Here is a 19242-nt window from a genome sequence, read left to right on the forward strand (position 1 = left end):
TCCACTTGACCCACATCCCCCGCACCGACGTCCTCGTCGTGGGCAGCGGCATCATGGGAGCCCTCGTGGCCCGCCTCCTGCGCGAGAGCGACCCCGCGCTGCACATCACCATGGCCGACGGCGGCGCCCCGATCGGCGGCACGCCCGGCCTGCACCTGCACGACCTCGACGACCCCGACCTGTGGTCCCGCTACAACGAGAAGGTCGCCACCGGCATCCAGGGCATGTACACCGGCGCCGAGGTGGTCCGCGAGGTCGCGGACAGCCTCACCGGTCTCACCCCCGGCATGTTCCACGCGCTCGCCTTCGGCCAGGACGCCGAGGCCATGCCCCAGGCCGCGCTGGCCTGGAACGCGGGCGGCATGGGCGTCCACTGGACCGCCGCCACCCCCTGGCCCGCCCGGGAGGAGGTCTTCGACTTCGGCGACCCCGACGCCTGGGCGGTCGATCTCGACACCGCGCGCAGACTGCTCGCCGTCACCCCGGCCCCGATCGGCCCGACCAAGGTCGGCGAACTCGTCCTCGACGTCCTGCGCCGACGCTACGGCGGTATCGGCCCCGCCGACCGGCTGCCGCAGCCCATGCCCATGGCCGTCACCCCCACACCGTCGGGCCCCATGCCCCGCACGGCACCCGGTTCGATTTTTCCCGCGCTCGCGGCGGGCGGCGATCCGTCCTTCACCCTGCTCACCGGCACGCTCGTGACCGCCCTCGTCCGGGACGCCGGCCGGGTCACCGGCGCCCGGCTGCGCCGCGTCGCCGACGGCACCGAGTCCGAACTCCGCGCCGACACCGTGGTGGTGTGCGCCGACGCCCTGCGAACCCCGCAACTCCTGTTCGCCTCGGGCATCCGCCCCGAGGCGCTCGGCCGCCGGCTCAACGAGCACGCCTTCGTCACCGCCCGGGTCCTGCTCGACCTCGACCGGTTCGGCCTCGACCTCGACGCCCTGCCCCTTCCGCGCCCCGGCGAGTTCAGCACGGACTCGCTCTGGCTGCCGTGCAACGGACCCGCGCAGCCCTTCCACGGCCAGATCATGGACCGCACCTACGTCGACGAGGACGGCCGCCCGCTCGCGCACTCCGTGGGGCTGTCGCTCTACGTCCCCGTCGAGTCCCGCCCGGAGAACCGGCTGGTGTTCTCGGCGACCGAGACAGACCTCGCCGGGATGCCCCGTATCCGCGTCGAGTTCGACTACTCGGACGCCGACCGCGCACTGATCCGCCGAGCGCTGGACGAAGTCCGGTCCGTCGCCGAGGAGTTCGGCCCCTTCGACCCCGTGACCGAGTCGACCGTGCTGCCGCCCGGCTCGTCGCTGCATCTCACCGGCACGGTCAGGGCAGGCGTCACCGACGACGGCACCAGCGTGTGCGACCCGGACGGGAGGGTGTGGGGCTTCGACAACCTGTACCTGGCGGGCAACGGAGTCGTTCCCACGGCGATGGCCGCCAACGTCACCCTGACCGGCGCGGTCACCGCGGTACGGACCGCCCGTGCCGTCACCGCGCGCATCTGAACCACCCGAGAGGAACCGAACAGTGATCGAGATCGCCAAGGAATACCGTGTGGCCCTGCCCGCGTGGATCGACGACGAACTCGCCGACGTGGCCGCGGTGCTCCCCACCCGCGAGGACCGGATGCGTCTCGTGCACCGTCTCGCCGACCGCAACTGGCGTGAGGGCAACGGCGGTCCGTTCGCGGCGCTCGTCGCCGAGCGCGAGTCAGGCCGGATCGTGTCCGTCGGCGTGAACGTCGTCCTGTCGACCGGCATTTCCAGCGCCCACGCCGAGGTCGTCGCACTCGGCCTGGCCCAGACCGCGACCGGCAGCTGGGACCTCGGCGGCGACGGCCTCCCTGCACACGAACTGGTCGTCAACTGGCGTCCTTGCGTGCAGTGTTACGGTGCCACCCTGTGGTCCGGGGTACGCGGTCTGGTGGTCGCGGGGGAGGGCCCCGAACTGGAGGAGATCACCACGTTCGACGAGGGCCCGGTCCGCTCCGACTGGGCCGAGCAGTTCGAGGCGCGTGGCATCGAGGTCGTCGGAGACGTCCTGAGGGACGAGGCGCTGGCGGTGTTCCGGGGCTACCGCAAGGCGGTCGACGAGTCCGACGGAGTCGTCGTCTACAACGCGCGCGGAGGAGCGGAGTGAACCCCCGCTTCGCGACGGACGTGATCACCTTCTACCACCCGGGATTCTGGGCCGTGGAGTCCGCGGAGGAGGTCCGCGAGCGAGCCCTGCTCGACGCGCGGGGCTTCTGGGAGCGGGTGATGGACACCCTGGCAGCGACCGAAGTCACCGGCATAGAGCTGACGTTCGCACCAGGAGACGTCGACTCGGCTCTTCGGGCCTTCGGCGGCGCGGGGGCGTTCCGTCACGAACTGGCCGCCCGGGGCCTGGAGGTGGTCAGCGCCTTCATCGCCGACAGCGACGCCCCCGACTGGCGCCGCGGCGACAACCTCCCCGAGATCGTCGCCGACGCGGAGCGCCGCGCGGCCTTCCTCGCGGAAGCGGGCGGCGAACTCCTCGTCACGGGACTGCCGATGCGCACGACGTACGGCACGAGGCCGCCTTTCTTCGTCGACGCCGCCTATATGACCCGCATGGCGGACATCGCCCACGCGGTCGGCGAGGCGGTGTCCCGGTACGGCGTGAAGCTGGCCTTCCACACGGAGTCGAACAGCACGCTCTGGTACGAGCGGGACATCGACCTCTTCATGACCCTCACCGACCCCCGCTACGTCTGGCTGTGCCCGGACTCCTGCCACATCGCCCTGGGCGGCGGCGACCCGGTCTCGGTGGCCCGCCGCCACGCCCCCCGGATAGCCCTGGCGCACTGGAAGGACGCGGTCGCCCCGATCGACGTCCATCTCACCGTCGACGACACGGTGTACGCCCAACAGCAGCCCTACATGGCCGAGTTGGGCACCGGCATGGTCGACTGGCAGGGCTGGGCCGACGCGATGTCCCGCACACCCGGCGCGGACACGGTCCTGATCGAACTGGACGAGGCCGCGGACCCGGTCTCGGCGTTGAGAGCGGGAACGGCGGTGGCGAGGCGAGCCCTAGCGGCGTAGTTCCCCATGAGCGGTCTCCGGCAACCGCAGATACACCAGCGAGGACCCGAGACACAGCACCGCCACATACCAGGGAAAGATCCCGGCGTGCCCCAACTCCTTGAACAGCGTGCCCACATACGGCGCCGTCCCGCCGAACAGCGCGACCGTCAGGGAGTAGGGGAACCCGATCCCGGCCGCCCGCACCCTCGGCGGAAACAGCTCCGCGTTCACCGCCGCACTGATCGACGTGAACCCGGTCAGCAACACCATGCCCGCGCACTGCACCAGCAGGAGCACCACGAACGAGTCCCGCAGAGCGTGCAGCAACGGCACGCTCAGCAGGGCGAAACCCACGCCGAAGAAGAGCAGCAACGGCCGGCGCCCGAGCCGGTCCGACAACAACCCGCCGAGCGGCTGGAGCAGGCCGAAGAAGGCCAGCGAGATCGTCCCCGCGAGCAGCGCGTCCGACTTGTCGACACCGGCGTTGAGCTCGGCGTAGGTGGGCAGATACGACGTCCACGTGTAGTACGCGATGGTGCCGCCCATCGTGATCCCGCAGATCAGCAGGGACTCGCGCGGATGGCGCCGCAACCCCTCAAGGAGCCCGGGACGCGGCGCCCGCCGCTGCTCCTCGCTGCGCGTCTCCTGCGCGCCCTGCCGGATCCAGAACCCGACCAGCGACAGCACGGCCCCGAGCACGAACGGCACCCGCCATCCCCAGCCGTCCATCCGCCCCTCGCTCAAGGTGTCCACCAGGACCGTGGCGATCCCGGACGCGACGAGCTGCCCCGCGGTCGTCGAGACGTACTGGAAGCTGGAGAACAGCCCGCGTCGGCCGGGCCCCGCCGACTCCACGAGGAAGGTCGTGGAGGCCGCGAACTCGCCACCCACGGACAGCCCTTGGAGCAGCCGTGCGAGCACCAGCACGACGGGAGACAGGATGCCGACAGCGGCGTACGTGGGCGTCAGCCCGACCAGCAGACTGCTGCCGCCCATCAGCAGAATCGTGACCGTCAGCGCGGCCCGCCGCCCGTGCCGGTCCGCGATCGCGCCCATCAGCAGCCCGCCGACGGGCCGCATGAAGAACCCCACCGCGAACACCGCGAACGTCGAAAGGAGCGGCACCAGCGAGTTGTCCGCACCCTTGGGAAAGACGGCGGCGGCGATGTACGTGGCCAGGAACGTGTAGGCGTACCAGTCGTACCACTCCACGGCATTGCCCACGGAGGCGGCGAGCAGCTGGCGTACGGGCCGTTTCGTGGGCGGTGCGTCCGTGGGTGTCGTCTCTGTCATGACCGCGACCATCCCCCGATCGAGTTCCGCCACACCTCACGTACCCGCGACTTTCACATCAGCGCCACCGGACCCTTCCCTGACGTTCGTTGCCCTTGGAAAACTCGCTGCGCGCACCTTCCGTCACGTTCCGGCCATCGATGCGCAGGATGAGAGGTCCCTCACGCATGACCGACGTCAACCGGCGCAGATTCCTCCAGGTCGCGGGCGCCACCACGGCCTTCACCGCCCTGTCGAACAGCATTCAGCGCGCCGCCGCACTCCCGGCCCACCACCGCACGGGGACGATCGAGGACGTCGAGCACGTCGTCGTCCTGATGCAGGAGAACCGGTCCTTCGACCACTACTTCGGCTCGCTCAGGGGCGTCCGGGGCTTCGGCGACCCGCGTCCGGTCACGCTGGAGAACGGCAAGTCCGTGTGGCACCAGGCGGACAAGAACGGCAAGGACATCCTGCCCTTCCGTCCCGAGGCGAACGACCTGGGCATGCAGTTCATCCAGGACCTGCCGCACGGCTGGAACGACGGACATGCCGCCTTCAACGGGGGCAAGTACGACAAATGGGTCCCGAACAAGGGCTCCACGACCATGGCGTACCTGACCCGCGAGGACATCCCCTTCCACTACGCCCTCGCCGACTCCTTCACCATCTGCGACGCCTACCACTGCTCGTTCATCGGCTCGACCGACCCGAACCGCTACTACATGTGGACGGGCTACACGGGCAACGACGGCCAGGGCGGCGGCCCGGTCCTCGGCAACGACGAGGTCGGCTACGGCTGGACGACCTACCCCGAGCGCCTGGAGAAGGCCGGCGTCTCCTGGAAGATCTACCAGGACATCGGCGACGGCCTCGACGCGAACGGCTCCTGGGGCTGGATCCAGGACGCCTACCGGGGCAACTACGGCGACAACTCGCTGCTCTACTTCAACCAGTACAGGAACGCGGGGCCCGGCGACCCGCTGTACGACAAGGCCCGCACCGGCACCGACTACACCAAGGGCGAGGGCTACTTCGACCAGCTCAAGGCCGACGTCAAGGCCGGAAAGCTCCCGCAGGTCTCCTGGATCGTCGCCCCCGAGGCCTTCACCGAGCACCCCAACTGGCCCGCGAACTACGGCGCCTGGTACATCGCCCAGGTCCTCGACGCGCTCACCTCCGACCCCGAGGTCTGGGCGAAGACGGCCGTGTTCATCACGTACGACGAGAACGACGGCTTCTTCGACCACATGGTCCCGGCCTACCCCGCGGGTTCCGCCGCCCAGGGCAAGTCCACGGTCGACCCCGGCCTCGACCTGTTCAAGGGCGACAGCAGTCACCCGGCAGGCCCCTACGGCCTCGGCCAGCGCGTCCCCATGCTCGTCGTCTCGCCCTGGAGCAAGGGCGGTTACGTCTGCTCCGAGACCCTCGACCACACCTCCATCATCCGCTTCCTGGAGAGGCGCTTCGGCGTCCACGAGCCCAACATCTCGCCCTGGCGGCGGGCCGTGTGCGGCGACCTGACCTCGGCCTTCGACTTCTCCCGCAAGGACACCGAGCCGGTCGCCCTCCCGGACACCGACGGCTACGAGCCGCCGGACCGCGAGCGCCACCCCGACTACGTGCCGGTCCCGCCCGCCGTCGGCGCCCTGCCGAAGCAGGAGCGCGGGCTGCGCCTGACCCGCCCGCTCAAGTACGCCCCGCACGTGGACGGTTCGGTGGACGCGGCGAACGGGAAGTTCACGCTCACCTTCGCCTCCGGTGCCAAGGCGGGCGGCGCGTTCCTGGTGACCTCCGGCAACCGCACCGACGGGCCCTGGAGTTACACCACCGAGGCCGGCAAGACCGTCTCGGACGCCTGGAACTCGGCGTACTCGAAGGGGTCGTACGACCTGACCGTGCACGGCCCGGGCGGCTTCCTGCGCGCCTTCAAGGGGGCGAACACGACCGCGGGACCCGAGGTCACCGCCCGTCACCGCGGCGACGACGTCGAGCTGACCTTCACCAACAAGGGCTCCGGCACGGTCCGTCTGAAGGTCGTCAGCGGCTACGGCGACCGGCCGAGGACCTTCACGGTGCGGGCCGGGACCACCGTCCGGCACACCTTCGACCTGGCGGCCGGCAGGCGCTGGTACGACCTGACGGTCACCTGCGAGACCGACGCGGCGTTTCTGCGGCGGTTCGCCGGACATGTCGAGAACGGGCGTCCCGGGGTGAGCGACCCGGCCGTAATCACCAGGTAAAGCCGCTGGGGGAGCCACCCGGTAGGTGGCCGGATCGCGCTGGTCCCGGGGTACTGTGCCCCGGTGACCACGCATTCGAACACACCTGCAGGCTGGTACCCCGATCCGCACGGAGCGCCCCAGACACTCCGTTACTGGGACGGGGCGCAGTGGACCCAGCACACCAACAGCCAGCAGCAGGCGGCCGCTCAGGCACCCCAGGTTCCCCAGATGCCGCAGCAGGCGGCCGGGCCCGACCCGCGCGTGCAGCGTCAGGTGCAGCAGCAGGCCGGGGTCAACGCGGGCGGTGCGGGTGGCGGCACCCTGTTCACCGAGCCGGTGCTGGTGGTGAACCAGAAGGCCAAGCTGATCGAGGTGACCAACGAGTACAAGGTCATGGATCAGAACGGCAACCAGCTCGGCTCCGTCACCCAGGTCGGGCAGAGCGCGCTGAAGAAGGTCCTGCGCGTCGTCTCCAGCCTCGACCAGTACATGACCCACAAGCTGGAGATCCGGGACGCCTACGGTCAGCCGGTGCTGCTGCTGACGCGGCCGGCCAAGGTCTTCAAGTCACGGGTGATCGTGGAGCGGCCGGACGGGTCCCAGGTCGGTGAGATCGTCCAGCAGAACATGATCGGGAAGATCAACTTCGCGATGAACGTGAACGGCCAGCAGGTCGGGGCGATCAAGGCGGAGAACTGGCGGGCCTGGAACTTCGCGATCGTCGACCACACGGACAACGAGGTCGCCCGGATCACGAAGACGTGGGAGGGGCTCGCCAAGACGATGTTCACGACCGCGGACAACTATGTGCTGCAGATCCACTACCAGCTGCCCGAGCCACTGTTGAGCCTGGTCGTCGCTACCGCGTTGACTGTGGACACGGCTTTGAAGCAGGACGCTCGCGGGTTCGGCTGATACCGCCCCGCGCCCCTAGAGGGGCGCTGTCAGGTGCCCTGGCTCAGCAGGCCGGGGCACCTTCACGTCTGCCAGTGACGGTTCCAGTGCCAGGACCGCTGCCACCGGGTGGTCCTTGGAAGGAACTCTGCTGAGCAGGACCACCCCCCAGGACGCCAGGCCCGCTCCCGCCAGTGCCAGCAGTACGCCCGCCGCGCCGCCCCGCAGGCCCTCGCCCAGCAGGGAGAGGCCGATCACCGCGGCGGCCACCGGGTTGGCCAGGGTCACCACCGCGAGCGGGGCGCCGAGGCCGTGCCGGTACGCCGTCTGTGACAGGAGCAGGCCGCCCGCCGCGAAGGCCGCGACGAGCAGTGCCACGCCGATCACCTGGACGCTGAGGAGCGACTCGGAACGGTCCGTCGCGGCCACCGTGACGGTCTGGGTGAGGGCGGAGGCCACCCCGGAGGCGATGCCGGACCCCGACGCGTGCCGCAGGCCGGGCCGGGCACCGGGGCGCGCCAGCAGCCCGATGAGGGCCGCCGTCACCGCCGCCACCGTCAGCGCCTCCGACGTGCTCAGGACCTGCCCGGGCGCCGAACCCGACGCCACGACGAGGATCGCCGCGAGGCCCGCCAGCGTGTAGACCGTGCCCCGCCACTCCGTCGCGCTGACCCGGCGCCCCGCGATCCGCGCGCCCAGCGGCACGGCGGCGACGAGGGTGAGCGCGCCGAGCGGCTGGACCACGGTCAGGGGGCCGTACTTGAGGGCCACGACGTGCAGCAGTGCGGCCGCCGCGTTGAGGCCGACGGATCCCCACCAGGCGCCCGAGCCCAGCATCCGCAGCACACCGGAGCCGGGGTTGCGGGAGGCGAGGCGCTCCTGGGCGACCGCGGCGGCCGCGTAGGCGACGGAGGAGAGCAGGGACAGGGCGAGGGCGAGCAGGGTGGCGTTCATCGGCCCGCTCCGACCAGGACGTTCTTCTTGGACTCGGCGGGCTCGGAGGGCTCGGCCGGTGCGAGCTTCTCCGGTGCCCGGCCCGCGGTGGTCGCCGTGCGGTGCGGCAGGTGGACGACCCCGAGCGTGATGCCGAGCAGGGCCGTCGCCACGACGGCGTCCATCCAGTAGTGGTTCGCGGTCCCGACGATCACCAGCAGGGTCAGGAGCGGGTGCAGCAGCCACAACCAGCGCCACCGGGAGCGGGTCGCCACGATCAGGCCGATCGCCACCATCAGGGCCCAGCCGAAGTGCAGCGAGGGCATCGCGGCGAACTGGTTGGAGAGGGTGTCGGTCTGCGGCGGTCCGTACACGGAGGGGCCGTAGACCTTCGCGGTGTCGACCAGACCGGCCACCGCGAGCATCCGCGGCGGGGCCAGCGGGAAGACGAGGTGCACCACCAGAGCGGCACCGGTCAGGGACGCGAGGACGCGTCGGGCCCAGACGTAGTGCGCGGGGCGCTTCAGGTAGAGCCACACCAGGAAGGCGATCGTGGCCGGGAAGTGGACGGTCGCGTAGTAGGTGTTGGCGATGTGCGCGAGGGTGTCGCCGTGGAGCAGCAGCGACTGCACCGAGCCCTCGCCCGGCAGGTGCAGGGCCCGTTCCCAGTCCCAGAGGCGGTCGGCGTTCCGGTAGGCCTCGGCCGTGTGGCCGGTGACCAGCTGCCTGCCGAACTTGTAGACGAGGAAGAGTCCTACGACGAGCAGGAGCTCACGGACGAGCGGCGGCCGCGCTGTCGCGCCCGGCTCCGCTTCTGAAGGCTCGGTGCGGGCATTCATTCCCCCGGCCCTTTCGCTGACGGTGGTGCAGGTGCTGAGAACTGGACGGGCTTATGACTCGCCCGGTCCCCGAAACTCATCGATACGGGATCGTACCGATACGGCAGTGTACCGATACGTTCGGGTACCGGTACACTGGCGTATCGATAGACATAGGACACACTGGAATCCGGGAATGAATGGGAGGCACGGCAGATGACGTCGCTGCAGGCCGCGGACGGACCGGAGACGGTCACCGCCTCGCGCCGCTCCAAGATCACGCCCGAGCGTGAGCAGGAGTTCTTCGACGCCGTGCTCGAGCAGCTCCGCGAATGCGGATACGAAGCCGTGACCATGGAGGGTGTCGCCGCCAGCACCCGCTGCAGCAAGTCCACCCTCTACCGGCAGTGGAAGACCAAGCCCCAGTTCGTGGTGGCCGCCCTGCGCTCGTGCAGCTCGTCGAAGTTCGACGGCATCGACACCGGATCGCTCGCCGAGGACCTGCGCGAGGTCGCTCGTGCCGCGGGCCGGTGGTCGATGCAGGAAACCAAGATGATCCAGGCGCTCGGCCATGCCGTCACCCAGGACGCGGAACTCGCGCAGGCCCTGCGTGAGGCGCTGGTCGACCCGGAGATCGCCGCACTGAGGCACATTCTCCAGCGTGGCGCCGACCGGGGCGAGATCGCCAGCGGACACCCGGCCCTCGAGTACGTCCCGGTCCAGTTGTTCGGCGTCGTCCGCGCCCGCCGCGTGGTGGACGGGGAGTACGCCGACCCGGACTACCTGGTCCGCTTCGTGGAGGCCGCCGTACTGCCGGCCCTCGGCCTGACCTGAGACCGGGCCGTCGTCCATGGGATGACTGGACGGCGACCTGATCGCGCCGCACCGTGGGGACGGGGGCGGCGCGCACCCCCCGGCCGGGTGGGGTTCCTCCAGAGCGGAGAGGCGCCCCACCCGGCCGACCGGTGTCCGGGGCCGGGGTCAGACGTCCGTGCCGCTGCCGCCGCCCGTCGACACCTTGATCCCCTTCGTGATGTCGTCGATCACGGACTGGCCCTCGTCGACATCCACCCCGAAGCGCACCACGACGATCTGCTGCGCGTTCGCCGGGGAGGGGAAGGCGAGCGACTCGACATAGCCGTCGGAGCCCTTGCTGGTCACCGCCTTCCAGCGGACCAGGTAGCCCTTCTGCCCGGCCACGGTCACTGCCTTGGAGGCGAGCACGTCGTGCGAGGTGATCGAGCCGTAGGTCTTGCCGCCGTAGGACTGCTCCGCGTTCGCCGAGATGTCGGCCTTGGCGACCTGCTCGGCCGTGCTGCCGGAGGTGCGGAGGGCCAGCGCGGGCGCCGAGTAGGCGCCGCCCTTCGTGCACTTCGCGGAGGTGTCGCCGGGGCAGGCGTAGGAGTCGTTCGAGGTCACGGACGCGCCGGCGGAGATCTCCTGGCCGTACCAGCCGTCCGGGATGGGCAGGCTGATCCCGGAGATGGAGTCGGTCACCGAACCGCTCTCGATCTTCGGCGCCTCGGAACCCTCGGGGGAGGGCGAGGCGCCGCCGGAACCACCGGAACCGCCCGAGCCTCCGGAACCGCCGTTGCCGCCGAAGGGGCCGCCCTGGCCGTTCTGCCCGCCGGTGCCGCCCTGACCGTTCTGGCCGCCGGGACCCTGCGAGCTGGTGTCGCCGTTTCCGTTGCCGCTGTCGGCCAGGGCGTACACGCCCACGCCTATGCTCGCGAGGACCACGACCGCGACGGCCACGGCTATGCCCGTACGACCGCGTCGTGATCCGGTCGGCGGGTGCGCGGGATACGCCGGATAGGCCGGGAACTGCCCGGGGCTCGCGACCTGTTCCGGGGGACCCCAGGCGGCGGCCGATCCGACGGGCCTGGTCTGCTCCGTCCACACCTTGCCGTCCCACCAGCGCTCGGTGGCGGGACCGTCACTTGTCTGCCCGGGATCGGGGTACCACCCGGGGGGAGTCTCCTGCGTCATGCCCCCACCGTATGAGTCCTCGGTGAAAGAGGGATGAGAGGGGCGTCGGCCGATCACGACGACTTCGACACACACGCCCGTCCGCGACGGCGATCCGGCAGGACTTGTGGAGATCACACCAGTACGAGCCGCACGCGCCGTTCCCGCGCCGGCGGCGGCAGCCATGTCCCGCCCCCGCCCGGGCAGGACGGCGACCCGAGCGCGTCGGAGGCGCGCGGCGCGATCCCCGGCAGCAGCTCGCCCAGCGTCCCCATCAGCACCGGGTCGCGGGTCCCGCCGCCGGAGGCGATCTCCTCCGTGGTATCGGCCGCCCGCACCGCGTCAGCGACCGTACGGGCCGTCAGGAAGGTCAGGGCGGCCACGACGTCCTCGGCGGACAGGGCGCCCTTGGCGTCGTACGCCCGACAACTGACTGATGGTCAGGTTTGCCGACGCCTGGTCGGGGGCAGGGCGCGTCGCCTGCGCGTACCCGAGGTCACCCGTCGAGGCAACAGCTACCCCGAGCGGCCTCCGCTTCCGCACCAGGACGGCTACGCTCGAGATCTGTACGTCGTTCAGGCGACTTGGGGAGGTAGCGGGATGACGGAGGTACGGCCCACTGCGGCCGCCCCGGCCTCGCTGTGGGAGCGCGAAGAGGAAGTCACCGCCGTCGAGCGGGCGGTGGACTCCCTGTGCGCGGGCCGCGCGTCCTCCGGCAGCGTACTGGTCATCCGGGGCGAGGCGGGCTTCGGCAAGACCGCCCTGCTGGCCGAGACCCGCCGTATCGCCGAGGCCCGCGGCTGCACGGTCTGGTCGGCGCGGGGCGGCGAGACCCTCAGGTCCGTCCCCTTCAACGTCGTACGACAACTCCTGCAGCCCGCCCTTCTGTCACTGATGCCCGAGGAGGCCCGCGAGTACCTCGGCGACTGGTACGACATCGCGGGCCCCGCCCTCGGCATCGCGGACCCCGGGGAACGGCAGGCCGACCCGCAGGGCGTGTGCGACGGCCTGGTCGCGGCGGTACGCCGGCTGGCCCGCCGGGACTGGCCACTCGTGCTGCTGGTCGACGACGCCCACTGGGCCGACCAGGAGACCCTGCGCTGGCTCGCCGCCTTCGCCGAGCGCCTCGACGACCTGTCCGTCCTGGTCGTGGTGGCCCGCCGCCCCGGAGAGGCCTCCGGCGAACGGGCCCGCCTCCTGGAGGCGGTGGCCTCGACCGCCGGCGGCCCCCTCACCAACCTGAGCGCCCTCAGCCCGGAGGCCACGTCCGGCCTCACCCGCGCCACCCTCGGCGAGCACGCCGACGCCCCCTTCTGCCGCGAGGTGTGGGCCGTCACCGGCGGCAACCCCTACGAGACCGTCGAACTCCTCGCGAAGGTGCAGGAGAGCGAGATGGAACCGAGCGAGGGCTCGGCGAGCGAACTGCGCGAACTGAACCGCTCGGCCCGCGGCGGCGGCCTGGTCGCCCGCCTGGAGGAACTCGGCGTCGACGCCACCAAGTTCGCCTGGGCCGCCGCCATCCTCGGCAGCGGCATCACCGTCTCCCTGGTGGCCAAGCTCTCCACCCTGAAGCCGGAGGAAGCGGCCGCCTGCGCGGTCCTCCTCCAGGACGCCCGTATCCTCACCGAACGGACCGAGGACGGCGAGTTGGAGTTCGTCCACCCGCTGATCGCCTCCGCCGTCTACAACTCCATCCCCGACGCCCTGCGCCGCGCCTGGCACGGCGTCGCCGCCCAGGTCGTCACCGACTCGGGGCTCGGCGCCGCGGCCGCCTCCCGGCACCTTCTCCAGGTCCACCCGGACGACGACGAGGAACTCGTCGAGCAGCTGCGCGAGGCCGCCCGTGAGCACGTCGCCGTCGGCGCCCCCGACGCGGCCCGCCGCTGCCTGGAGCGCGCCCTGCTGGAACCCCCGGCACCCGAGGTCCACGCGCGCGTGCTCTTCGAACTCGGCTGCGCCACCCTCCTGACCGCCCCCGCCAAGACCATCGCCCACCTCCAGACCGCGCTCGCCATGCCCGGCCTCGAAGGCACCGAGCGGGTCGACGCCGTCTTCCGGCTGTCCCAGGCCCTCCTGCACAACAACCAGCTGGAGGAGGCCGTCCGCACCGTCGAGGCGGAGGCCGCCCGGCACGAGGAGGGCCCCGCCAGGCTCCGTCTGCAGGCCGTGCAGTACATGTGGGAGGGCCTCTACGCGAGCGAGGCCGGCGCGGCGGGCCGCTCCCGGCGCCTGGCCGCACTCGCCGCCACCTGTACCGGCCGGGACAACTCCGAGCGGGCCCTGCTCATGCTGCGCGGCTTCGACGCCATGGCGCGCGGTGAGAGCGCCGAGGAGGTCGCCGAGCTGTGCGACCGCTCACTGGTCAACGGCCGACTGGCGCCCGGGCTCGGCTGGACCGACACCGAGTGGGGCCTCGAACTGCCCCTGATGCTGGCCAGCGCGTACGCCTACACCGACCGCCTCGACCGCGCGGAGGCGCTGTTCAACGAGGCCCTGCGCACGTACGAGTCGGCCGGCTGGAGCGGCGGGCATCTCGCCCTGGCCCACGCCTACGTCGGCATCGGCCACCGTCGCCGCGGACGCCTCAAGGAGGCCGAGACCTCCCTGCGCGAGTCGCTGCGGATCGCCGAGCGGGTGGGGCGGGGGCTGCCGCTGCACTGGTCGGCGACCTGCAACCTCGTCGACACGCTGCTCGCGCGCGGGCAGGTCGAGGAGGCGTGGTCCATCGCCGAGCAGTACGGGTTCGCGCCGCCGTACCCGTCCACGATCGTGCTGCCGGATCCGCGGTCCGTGCGGGGGCGGCTGCTGCTGGCCGTGGGGCGGACGAAGGAAGGCATCAACGAACTGGACGCCGCGGAGAAGGCGGCCGAGGTCCGGGGCCACCACAATCCGGTGCTGGTGCCGTGGGCCGTTGATCTCGCCCGCGCGCTGGCCGTCGAGGACCCGGTGCGTGCGGCGCAGTTGGCGACCGATGTGCGTCGGCATGCGGAGCGGCTCGGGACGGACACGGCGATCGGCGAGGCGTTGCGGTGTGCTGCCGCGTTGGAGACGGGGCAGCGGGCGGTCCGGCTTGCCGGGCATGCCGTCACGTATCTGGAGGCGTCACCGTGTCAGTACGAGCATGCGGCGGCTCGGGTGGAGTACGGGATTCTCACTCGGTCGGTGGCTGAGCTCAGTCGTGGGCTGGCGCTTGCGGAGTCGTGTGGGGCGGATGGGCTGGTGGCGCGGGCCAAGGGGATGCTGGAGGCGGGGTGAGGTGTTCGGCTGCGGGCCGGTGGGGGCTGGTCGCGCCCGCGCGGCGGAGCCGCATAGTGACACAGCCCCGCCCCCCTAAAAGCATCTACAGCGCCAGCAGTTGGTCTGTGAGCGTTGCCAAGCGCTTCTGTACGTGGCTGTCGTACGTGTCCTCGTGTGCTCGCGCCGGACTCGTGCCGTCGAAATAGCCACCCGTGCCCAGGTCCTGGGTGGCCAGCGCCAGCACGCCCGGGGCGCCGTCCGCCACCGTCGACCAGGGAGCCACCCCGCCCTCCCGGACCATCGCCGTGTCCATGAAGGTCGCCGGGTGCAGGACGTTCACCGACACCCCCGTGTCCGCCAACTCCTCGGCCAGCGTGAAGGTGTGGGCCGCCAGGGCGAACTTGGCTCGGCAGTACGCGGCGAAGCCGGTGTAGCCGTGGGTGAACTCCGGGTCGTCGAAGTCGAGGGGTTCCTGCCCCACTGAGCCGACGTTGACGATCCGCGCGGGTGTGTTCGCGCGCAATACAGGCAGCAGGGCCCGGCTCAGCACCACCGGCGCCAAGTAGTTCACTGCCAGGCGGAGTTCGTGGCCGTCGGCGCTCAGTTCGCGGCCCGAACCCGGTGAACCCGCGCCCACACCGGCGTTGTTGATCAGGACGTCCACTTCGGGGTGGGCCTCGGCCACCCTCGCGCCCAGGTCGCGCACCTGGGCCAGAGAGGAGAGGTCGGCGACGAGCGCCTCCGCCTCGCCCTCCGACCGCAGCTCCGCCACAAGGCTCTCGGTACGGCCCGGGTCGCGGCCGTGGGCGAGGACGTGGTGGCCGGAACGGACCAGCTCGAAGGCGACGTAGCGGCCGAGACCCGAGGTGGCACCGGTGATCAGGATGGTCGACATGCCTCCACCGTAGGCACATCGTGGTACCCCGTGCCTGCCACTGCCGGGGTTACCCTTCCGTCTCCTCCGCCAGCACCCGCTGGGCCGTCGCGAAGGCCGAGTTCGCCGCCGGAACCCCGCAGTACACGGCCGTCTGCAGCAGTACGGCCCCGATCTCCTCCGGCGTGAGCCCGTTGCGCCGGGCCGCCCGCACATGCATGGCCAGCTCGTCGTAGTGGCCGTGGGCCACCAGCGCGGTCAGTGTGATCATGCTGCGTTCGCGGCGGCTGAGCGTCGGGTCGGTCCAGATCTCGCCCCACGCGTAGCGCGAGATGAAGTCCTGGAAGCGGGCGGTGAAGGGCGTCTGGCGGGCCTGCGCCCGGTCCACGTGCGCGTCGCCGAGCACTTCGCGCCGCACCTCCATGCCCCGCCTGGCGCCTCCGTCGAGGTGTGCTCGGAGGGTCGTGAGGACGGCCTCCGGGCACTGCGCGGGTGCCAGGTGCGAGGCCCCGGGCAGCTCGACGAGCGTGGCGCCGGGCACCGCGTCGGCGATCTCCCTCAGGTGCGGAGGCGGGGTCGCCGGGTCCTGGCGGCCGGCGACCAGCAGGGTGCGCGCGGAGATCTCGGACAGGCGGTCGCGCAGGTCGAAGGCGGCCAGCGCGTCACAGCAGGCGGCGTACGCCGACGGGTCGGCCTCGGCGTGGTCCCGGATCAGCTCCGGCACAGTGAAGTCACCCGCGAACCAACGGGAGTTCGCGCTCTCCAGCAGCCACTCAAGCCCCTCTCGCCGGACCCGTTCGGCCCGCTCCTCCCACGGCCCCCGGCCGTTGAAGTGGGCCGAGGAGCAGATCACGGCCAGCGACTCGACGCGCTCGGGGTGGTGCACGGCCAGGTGCAGACCGACGGCACCGCCCAGCGACACCCCGGCGTACGAGAACCGCTCGATGCCGAGGGAGTCGGCCAGCGCCAGCACCAGGTCTGCGAGGTCGGCGACGGTGGCCCCGGGGGCGATCAGGCCGGCCGCCGAACCGCCGTGTCCTGGCAGGTCCCAGCGGATCACCCGGTGGGTGATGGACAGCTCGGGCGCCACCTTGTCCCACAGGGCGTACGACGTCCCGAGCGAGGGCCCGAGCAGCAGCGGGGGAGCGGAAGCGGGGCCCTCGGCACGGTGGTTGAGGAGTTTCTCGGTCAACGTCGCTCCAGAGAACGGTCGGTGAGGGCTCCGGCGGAGCCGGTGTAGCGGGCCGGGTCGGTGAGTTCGCCGAGGTCGACGTCCTTCAACTCGGGTTCCTGGGAGAGGAGTTCGATCAGCGAGAGCCCCTCGGTGTACGTCCGCTTGGCGAGGTCCGTGAGCAGCGCCTTGGCGCGGGCCCGGCCCAGCACGGACGCCAGCTCGGCGGAGAGCCGCTCGGAGACGATCAACCCGTGGGTGAGGTCGAGGTGTTCCCGCATCACGTCGGCGTGCACCCTCAGTCCCTCGGTCAGTTCGACGGCGTCCCGGGCCGCTCCGCCGACCACTCGCAGCAGGTCCCTGAGCGGCTCCCACTCGGCATGCCAGGCCCCGGCCGGCCGCTCGTCCTCGGCGGCCATCGACCCGTACAGGGTGGCCGCGAGCTGTGGCGCGCGCCTGGCGGCGGACGCGATCAGCGTGGACCGTACGGGATTCGCCTTGTGCGGCATGGCCGACGAGCCGCCCCCGCTGCCCTCGGCCACCTCGGCGATCTCGGTACGGCCGAGCACCAGCACGTCCGCGGCGATCCTGCCCAGGGCTCCGGCGGTGAAGGCCAGGCAGCCGGCGAGGTCGGCGATCGGGGTCCGCAGCGTGTGCCAGGGGAGGGGCGGCTTCTGGAGGCCGAGTTCGCCTGCGAAGGCTTCGGTGAGGGCCCTGGTGTCCTCGGCGCCGTACACCGTGAAGGCCGCCAAAGTCCCCGCGGCACCGCCCAGTTGGGCGGGCAGCGAGTCCCGTACGACCGCGACCCGGTCCCGCGCGTCCAGTACCAGCGAACGCCACCCCGCCGCCTTCAGCCCGAACGTCGTCGGCACGGCGTGCTGGGTCAGGGTCCGTCCCGGCATCGCGGTGTCCCGGTGTTCGGAGGCCAGCCGGGCCAGTGCCGACTGGACGCGGTTCAGGTCCGCCAGTACGAGATCGAGGGTCCGGGTGGCCACCAGCATCGTCGCCGTGTCCAGGATGTCCTGGCTGGTGGCGCCCCGGTGGACGTACGGGCCGTACTCCTCGCCGACCGCCTTCGTGAGGTCGGCGACCAGCGGGATGACGGGGTTGCCGCCGGCGCGCGCACGCTCGGCGAGGGACCGTACGTCGAAGCGGTCCGCCCGGGCCGCCTCGGTCGCCGCGTCGGCCGCCGCGTCCGGGGCGAGACCCAGGCGGGCCTGTGCCCGGGCCAGTGCCGCCTCCGCGTCCAGCAGCGCCTGGAGGTAGGCGCCGTCGGCGGTCGCGGAGGCGGCGGGGGAGCCTGCCCACCCGGGGGCGAGCAGGCCGGTGTCCGGATCGGGAGAAGTCACTGGAACTCCAGGAAGACCGTTTCGCCTTCGCCCTGAAGGCGGATGTCGAAACGGTATGTGCCGTCGCCCTGCTCCCGCGCGATCAGCGTGTCGCGTCGCTCGGCCGGCACCCGGGCCAGCAGCGGGTCGGCGGCGAGGGCGCCCTCGTCGCCCGGCAGGTAGATCCGGGTGTACAGGTGCACCAGCAGACCGCGCGCGAAGACGCACACGCTGATGTACGGCGCGCTCTGCCCGCGTGCGCCGGGCCGCAGGGTGCGGGCGGTCCAGTGGCCGTTGGCGTCGGTCTGGATGCGGCCCCAGCCGGTGAACTCCACGCCGTTGCGCCCCAGATAGCCACCGCTGGCCGGGTCGCGCCGGATCGAGCCGTCGGCCCGCGGGATGTTGCCCTCGGGATCGGCGCTCCACAGCTCCACGAACGCGTCGGGCAGCGGGTTGCCCTCGCCGTCGGTGATGTAGCCCTGGAGGACGATCGTGTCCGGGTGGCCGACGGGTGCGATGTCACCGCCGCCGGGGAAGGGCAGGGCGTGGCCGTAGAAGGGGCCGACCGTGTGCGACGGGGTCGGCAGCACGGTCTCCGGACGGCTGGTGTCGATCTTCGTCATGGCTGGTCAGCGCCCTTCTTCGAGCCAGGTGGCCTGCGGTCCGTCGAGCACGATGTCCCAGTGGTAGCCCATCGAGAACTCCGGCACGGACAGACCGTGGTCGTAGGTGGCGACCAGCCGCTGACGGGCCGAGTCGTCCGTCACCGACTGGATGATCGGGTCGTAGGGGAACAGCGGGTCGCTCGGGAAGTACATCTGCGTCACGAGGCGCTGGGTGAACGCCGTGCCGAAGATCGAGAAGTGGATGTGGGCCGGCCGCCAGGCGTTGACGTGCTGGCGCCAGGGGTAGGGACCCGGCTGGACGGTCGTGAAGCGGTAGAAGCCGCTGTCGTCGGTCAGGGTGCGGCCGACGCCGGTGAAGTTCGGGTCCAGCGGGGCGTCGTGCTGCTCGCGCTGGTGGGCGTACCGCCCGGCCGAGTTGGCCTGCCAGATCTCGACCAGCTGCCCGCGCAGCGGACGGCCGTTCCGGTCGAGAAGCCTGCCCTCGACGGTGATCCGCTCGCCGATCGGCTCCCCGTTGTGCTGCCGGGTCAGGTCGTTGTCGATCTCGGTGATGTCCCGCTCCCCGAACGCGGGGGAGTGCAGCTCCACCAGCTCCGGGTCCTTGGACACGTCGATGCCGATCGGTGGCTGCTTCGGGTGCCGGAGCACCGAGGAGCGGTAGGGCGCGTAGTCGCGGCGCGGCTGATGCTCGACAGGGCCGCCGTCGGCGAGCCGCTTCTCGTAGGCGGCGTGCTCGGCGGCGATTTCCTGGTCGATGTCGTGCTGGGTGAGGGTCATGGGGACTTCCTGGAGGTTCCTGAAGTTCTCGTCGAAAGCGGGGCTGTATCGATATGCGGCTCC

At 71.5% G+C, this 19242-nt stretch carries 17 protein-coding genes; 7 read left to right on the top strand and 10 right to left on the bottom strand.

The window, feature by feature from the left end:
- The first annotated feature begins 5 nt into the window (after positions 1-5).
- Genes AB0D34_RS24875 through AB0D34_RS24885 form a run of 3 tightly spaced genes read left to right on the top strand, consistent with a single transcriptional unit; the run spans position 6 to position 3074 of the window.
- Positions 6-1514, top strand: a complete 1509-nt coding sequence (locus AB0D34_RS24875; RefSeq protein ID WP_362664875.1) for a GMC oxidoreductase — start codon at positions 6-8, stop codon at positions 1512-1514.
- A gap of 22 nt (positions 1515-1536) precedes the next feature.
- Positions 1537-2148: a nucleoside deaminase gene (locus tag AB0D34_RS24880; RefSeq protein ID WP_362664877.1), complete on the top strand. Its 612-nt coding sequence runs from the start codon at positions 1537-1539 to the stop codon at positions 2146-2148.
- On the top strand, positions 2145-3074 hold the full coding sequence (locus tag AB0D34_RS24885) for a sugar phosphate isomerase/epimerase (protein WP_362664879.1): 930 nt from the start codon (positions 2145-2147) through the stop codon (positions 3072-3074). Before AB0D34_RS24880 ends, AB0D34_RS24885 begins: the two co-directional genes overlap by 4 nt.
- Here AB0D34_RS24885 and AB0D34_RS24890 read toward each other — a convergent pair.
- On the bottom strand, positions 3063-4349 hold the full coding sequence (locus AB0D34_RS24890) for an MFS transporter (protein ID WP_362664881.1): 1287 nt from the start codon (positions 4347-4349) through the stop codon (positions 3063-3065). The two genes, AB0D34_RS24885 and AB0D34_RS24890, sit on opposite strands and share 12 nt — an antisense overlap.
- A gap of 167 nt (positions 4350-4516) precedes the next feature.
- Between AB0D34_RS24890 and AB0D34_RS24895 the strand changes: the two genes are divergently transcribed.
- Positions 4517-6571 (top strand): phosphocholine-specific phospholipase C, encoded by a 2055-nt coding sequence (locus tag AB0D34_RS24895; RefSeq protein WP_362664883.1) that lies wholly within the window; start codon positions 4517-4519, stop codon positions 6569-6571.
- Between the two features lie 63 nt (positions 6572-6634).
- The gene (locus tag AB0D34_RS24900; RefSeq protein ID WP_362664884.1) at positions 6635-7468 is read left to right on the top strand and encodes a phospholipid scramblase-related protein; all 834 of its coding nucleotides are present in this window, start codon (positions 6635-6637) and stop codon (positions 7466-7468) included.
- A gap of 15 nt (positions 7469-7483) precedes the next feature.
- Here AB0D34_RS24900 and AB0D34_RS24905 read toward each other — a convergent pair whose 3' ends face one another.
- Positions 7484-8401 carry a hypothetical protein gene (locus AB0D34_RS24905; protein ID WP_362664886.1) on the bottom strand — a complete coding sequence of 306 codons (918 nt, stop codon included), beginning with the start codon at positions 8399-8401 and terminating at the stop codon, positions 7484-7486.
- Positions 8398-9219: a phosphatase PAP2 family protein gene (locus tag AB0D34_RS24910; protein ID WP_362664888.1), complete on the bottom strand. Its 822-nt coding sequence runs from the start codon at positions 9217-9219 to the stop codon at positions 8398-8400. Before AB0D34_RS24910 ends, AB0D34_RS24905 begins: the two co-directional genes overlap by 4 nt.
- A gap of 195 nt (positions 9220-9414) precedes the next feature.
- Between AB0D34_RS24910 and AB0D34_RS24915 the strand changes: the two genes are divergently transcribed.
- A complete protein-coding gene (locus AB0D34_RS24915; protein WP_362664890.1) occupies positions 9415-10032 on the top strand; it encodes a TetR/AcrR family transcriptional regulator in 618 nt (205 codons plus the stop codon).
- 147 nt (positions 10033-10179) lie between these two features.
- Here the strand turns inward: AB0D34_RS24915 and AB0D34_RS24920 are convergent, their stop codons facing one another.
- On the bottom strand, positions 10180-11187 hold the full coding sequence (locus tag AB0D34_RS24920; protein WP_362664892.1) for a DUF2510 domain-containing protein: 1008 nt from the start codon (positions 11185-11187) through the stop codon (positions 10180-10182).
- Positions 11188-11300: 113 nt separating this feature from the next.
- Positions 11301-11567: an anhydro-N-acetylmuramic acid kinase gene (locus tag AB0D34_RS24925; RefSeq protein WP_362665425.1), complete on the bottom strand. Its 267-nt coding sequence runs from the start codon at positions 11565-11567 to the stop codon at positions 11301-11303.
- A 199-nt stretch (positions 11568-11766) separates the two neighbouring features.
- Between AB0D34_RS24925 and AB0D34_RS24930 the strand changes: the two genes are divergently transcribed.
- The gene (locus AB0D34_RS24930) at positions 11767-14421 is read left to right on the top strand and encodes an AAA family ATPase (protein WP_362664894.1); all 2655 of its coding nucleotides are present in this window, start codon (positions 11767-11769) and stop codon (positions 14419-14421) included.
- 85 nt (positions 14422-14506) lie between these two features.
- Here AB0D34_RS24930 and AB0D34_RS24935 read toward each other — a convergent pair whose 3' ends face one another.
- The 5 genes from AB0D34_RS24935 to pcaH are packed head-to-tail and all read right to left on the bottom strand — an operon-like array spanning position 14507 to position 19179.
- Positions 14507-15298, bottom strand: a complete 792-nt coding sequence (locus tag AB0D34_RS24935) for an SDR family NAD(P)-dependent oxidoreductase (protein ID WP_362664896.1) — start codon at positions 15296-15298, stop codon at positions 14507-14509.
- Between the two features lie 49 nt (positions 15299-15347).
- Positions 15348-16469, bottom strand: a complete 1122-nt coding sequence (gene pcaD, locus AB0D34_RS24940) for a 3-oxoadipate enol-lactonase (RefSeq protein ID WP_362664898.1) — start codon at positions 16467-16469, stop codon at positions 15348-15350.
- The gene (gene pcaB, locus AB0D34_RS24945) at positions 16466-17797 is read right to left on the bottom strand and encodes a 3-carboxy-cis,cis-muconate cycloisomerase (protein WP_362664900.1); all 1332 of its coding nucleotides are present in this window, start codon (positions 17795-17797) and stop codon (positions 16466-16468) included. The genes pcaD and pcaB overlap by 4 nt, the downstream gene beginning before the upstream one ends.
- Entirely contained in the window at positions 17794-18399 is a 606-nt protein-coding gene (gene pcaG, locus AB0D34_RS24950; protein ID WP_362664902.1) for a protocatechuate 3,4-dioxygenase subunit alpha, read from the bottom strand. The genes pcaB and pcaG overlap by 4 nt, the downstream gene beginning before the upstream one ends.
- Positions 18400-18405: 6 nt before the next feature.
- Positions 18406-19179: a protocatechuate 3,4-dioxygenase subunit beta gene (pcaH, locus tag AB0D34_RS24955; RefSeq protein WP_362664904.1), complete on the bottom strand. Its 774-nt coding sequence runs from the start codon at positions 19177-19179 to the stop codon at positions 18406-18408.
- Positions 19180-19242: the final 63 nt, after the last annotated feature.

This window comes from Streptomyces sp. NPDC048420, assembly GCF_040651535.1.
Lineage (GTDB): Bacteria > Actinomycetota > Actinomycetes > Streptomycetales > Streptomycetaceae > Streptomyces.

Coding starts and splice junctions, on each gene's coding strand:
- pcaG (WP_362664902.1), bottom strand. CDS start 18,399: ATGACGAAGATCGACACCAGCCGTCCGGAGACCGTGCTGCCGACCCCG.
- AB0D34_RS24915 (WP_362664890.1), top strand. CDS start 9,415: ATGACGTCGCTGCAGGCCGCGGACGGACCGGAGACGGTCACCGCCTCG.
- AB0D34_RS24890 (WP_362664881.1), bottom strand. CDS start 4,349: ATGACAGAGACGACACCCACGGACGCACCGCCCACGAAACGGCCCGTA.
- AB0D34_RS24910 (WP_362664888.1), bottom strand. CDS start 9,219: ATGAATGCCCGCACCGAGCCTTCAGAAGCGGAGCCGGGCGCGACAGCG.
- AB0D34_RS24935 (WP_362664896.1), bottom strand. CDS start 15,298: ATGTCGACCATCCTGATCACCGGTGCCACCTCGGGTCTCGGCCGCTAC.
- pcaH (WP_362664904.1), bottom strand. CDS start 19,179: ATGACCCTCACCCAGCACGACATCGACCAGGAAATCGCCGCCGAGCAC.
- AB0D34_RS24930 (WP_362664894.1), top strand. CDS start 11,767: ATGACGGAGGTACGGCCCACTGCGGCCGCCCCGGCCTCGCTGTGGGAG.
- AB0D34_RS24905 (WP_362664886.1), bottom strand. CDS start 8,401: ATGAACGCCACCCTGCTCGCCCTCGCCCTGTCCCTGCTCTCCTCCGTC.
- AB0D34_RS24920 (WP_362664892.1), bottom strand. CDS start 11,187: ATGACGCAGGAGACTCCCCCCGGGTGGTACCCCGATCCCGGGCAGACA.
- AB0D34_RS24895 (WP_362664883.1), top strand. CDS start 4,517: ATGACCGACGTCAACCGGCGCAGATTCCTCCAGGTCGCGGGCGCCACC.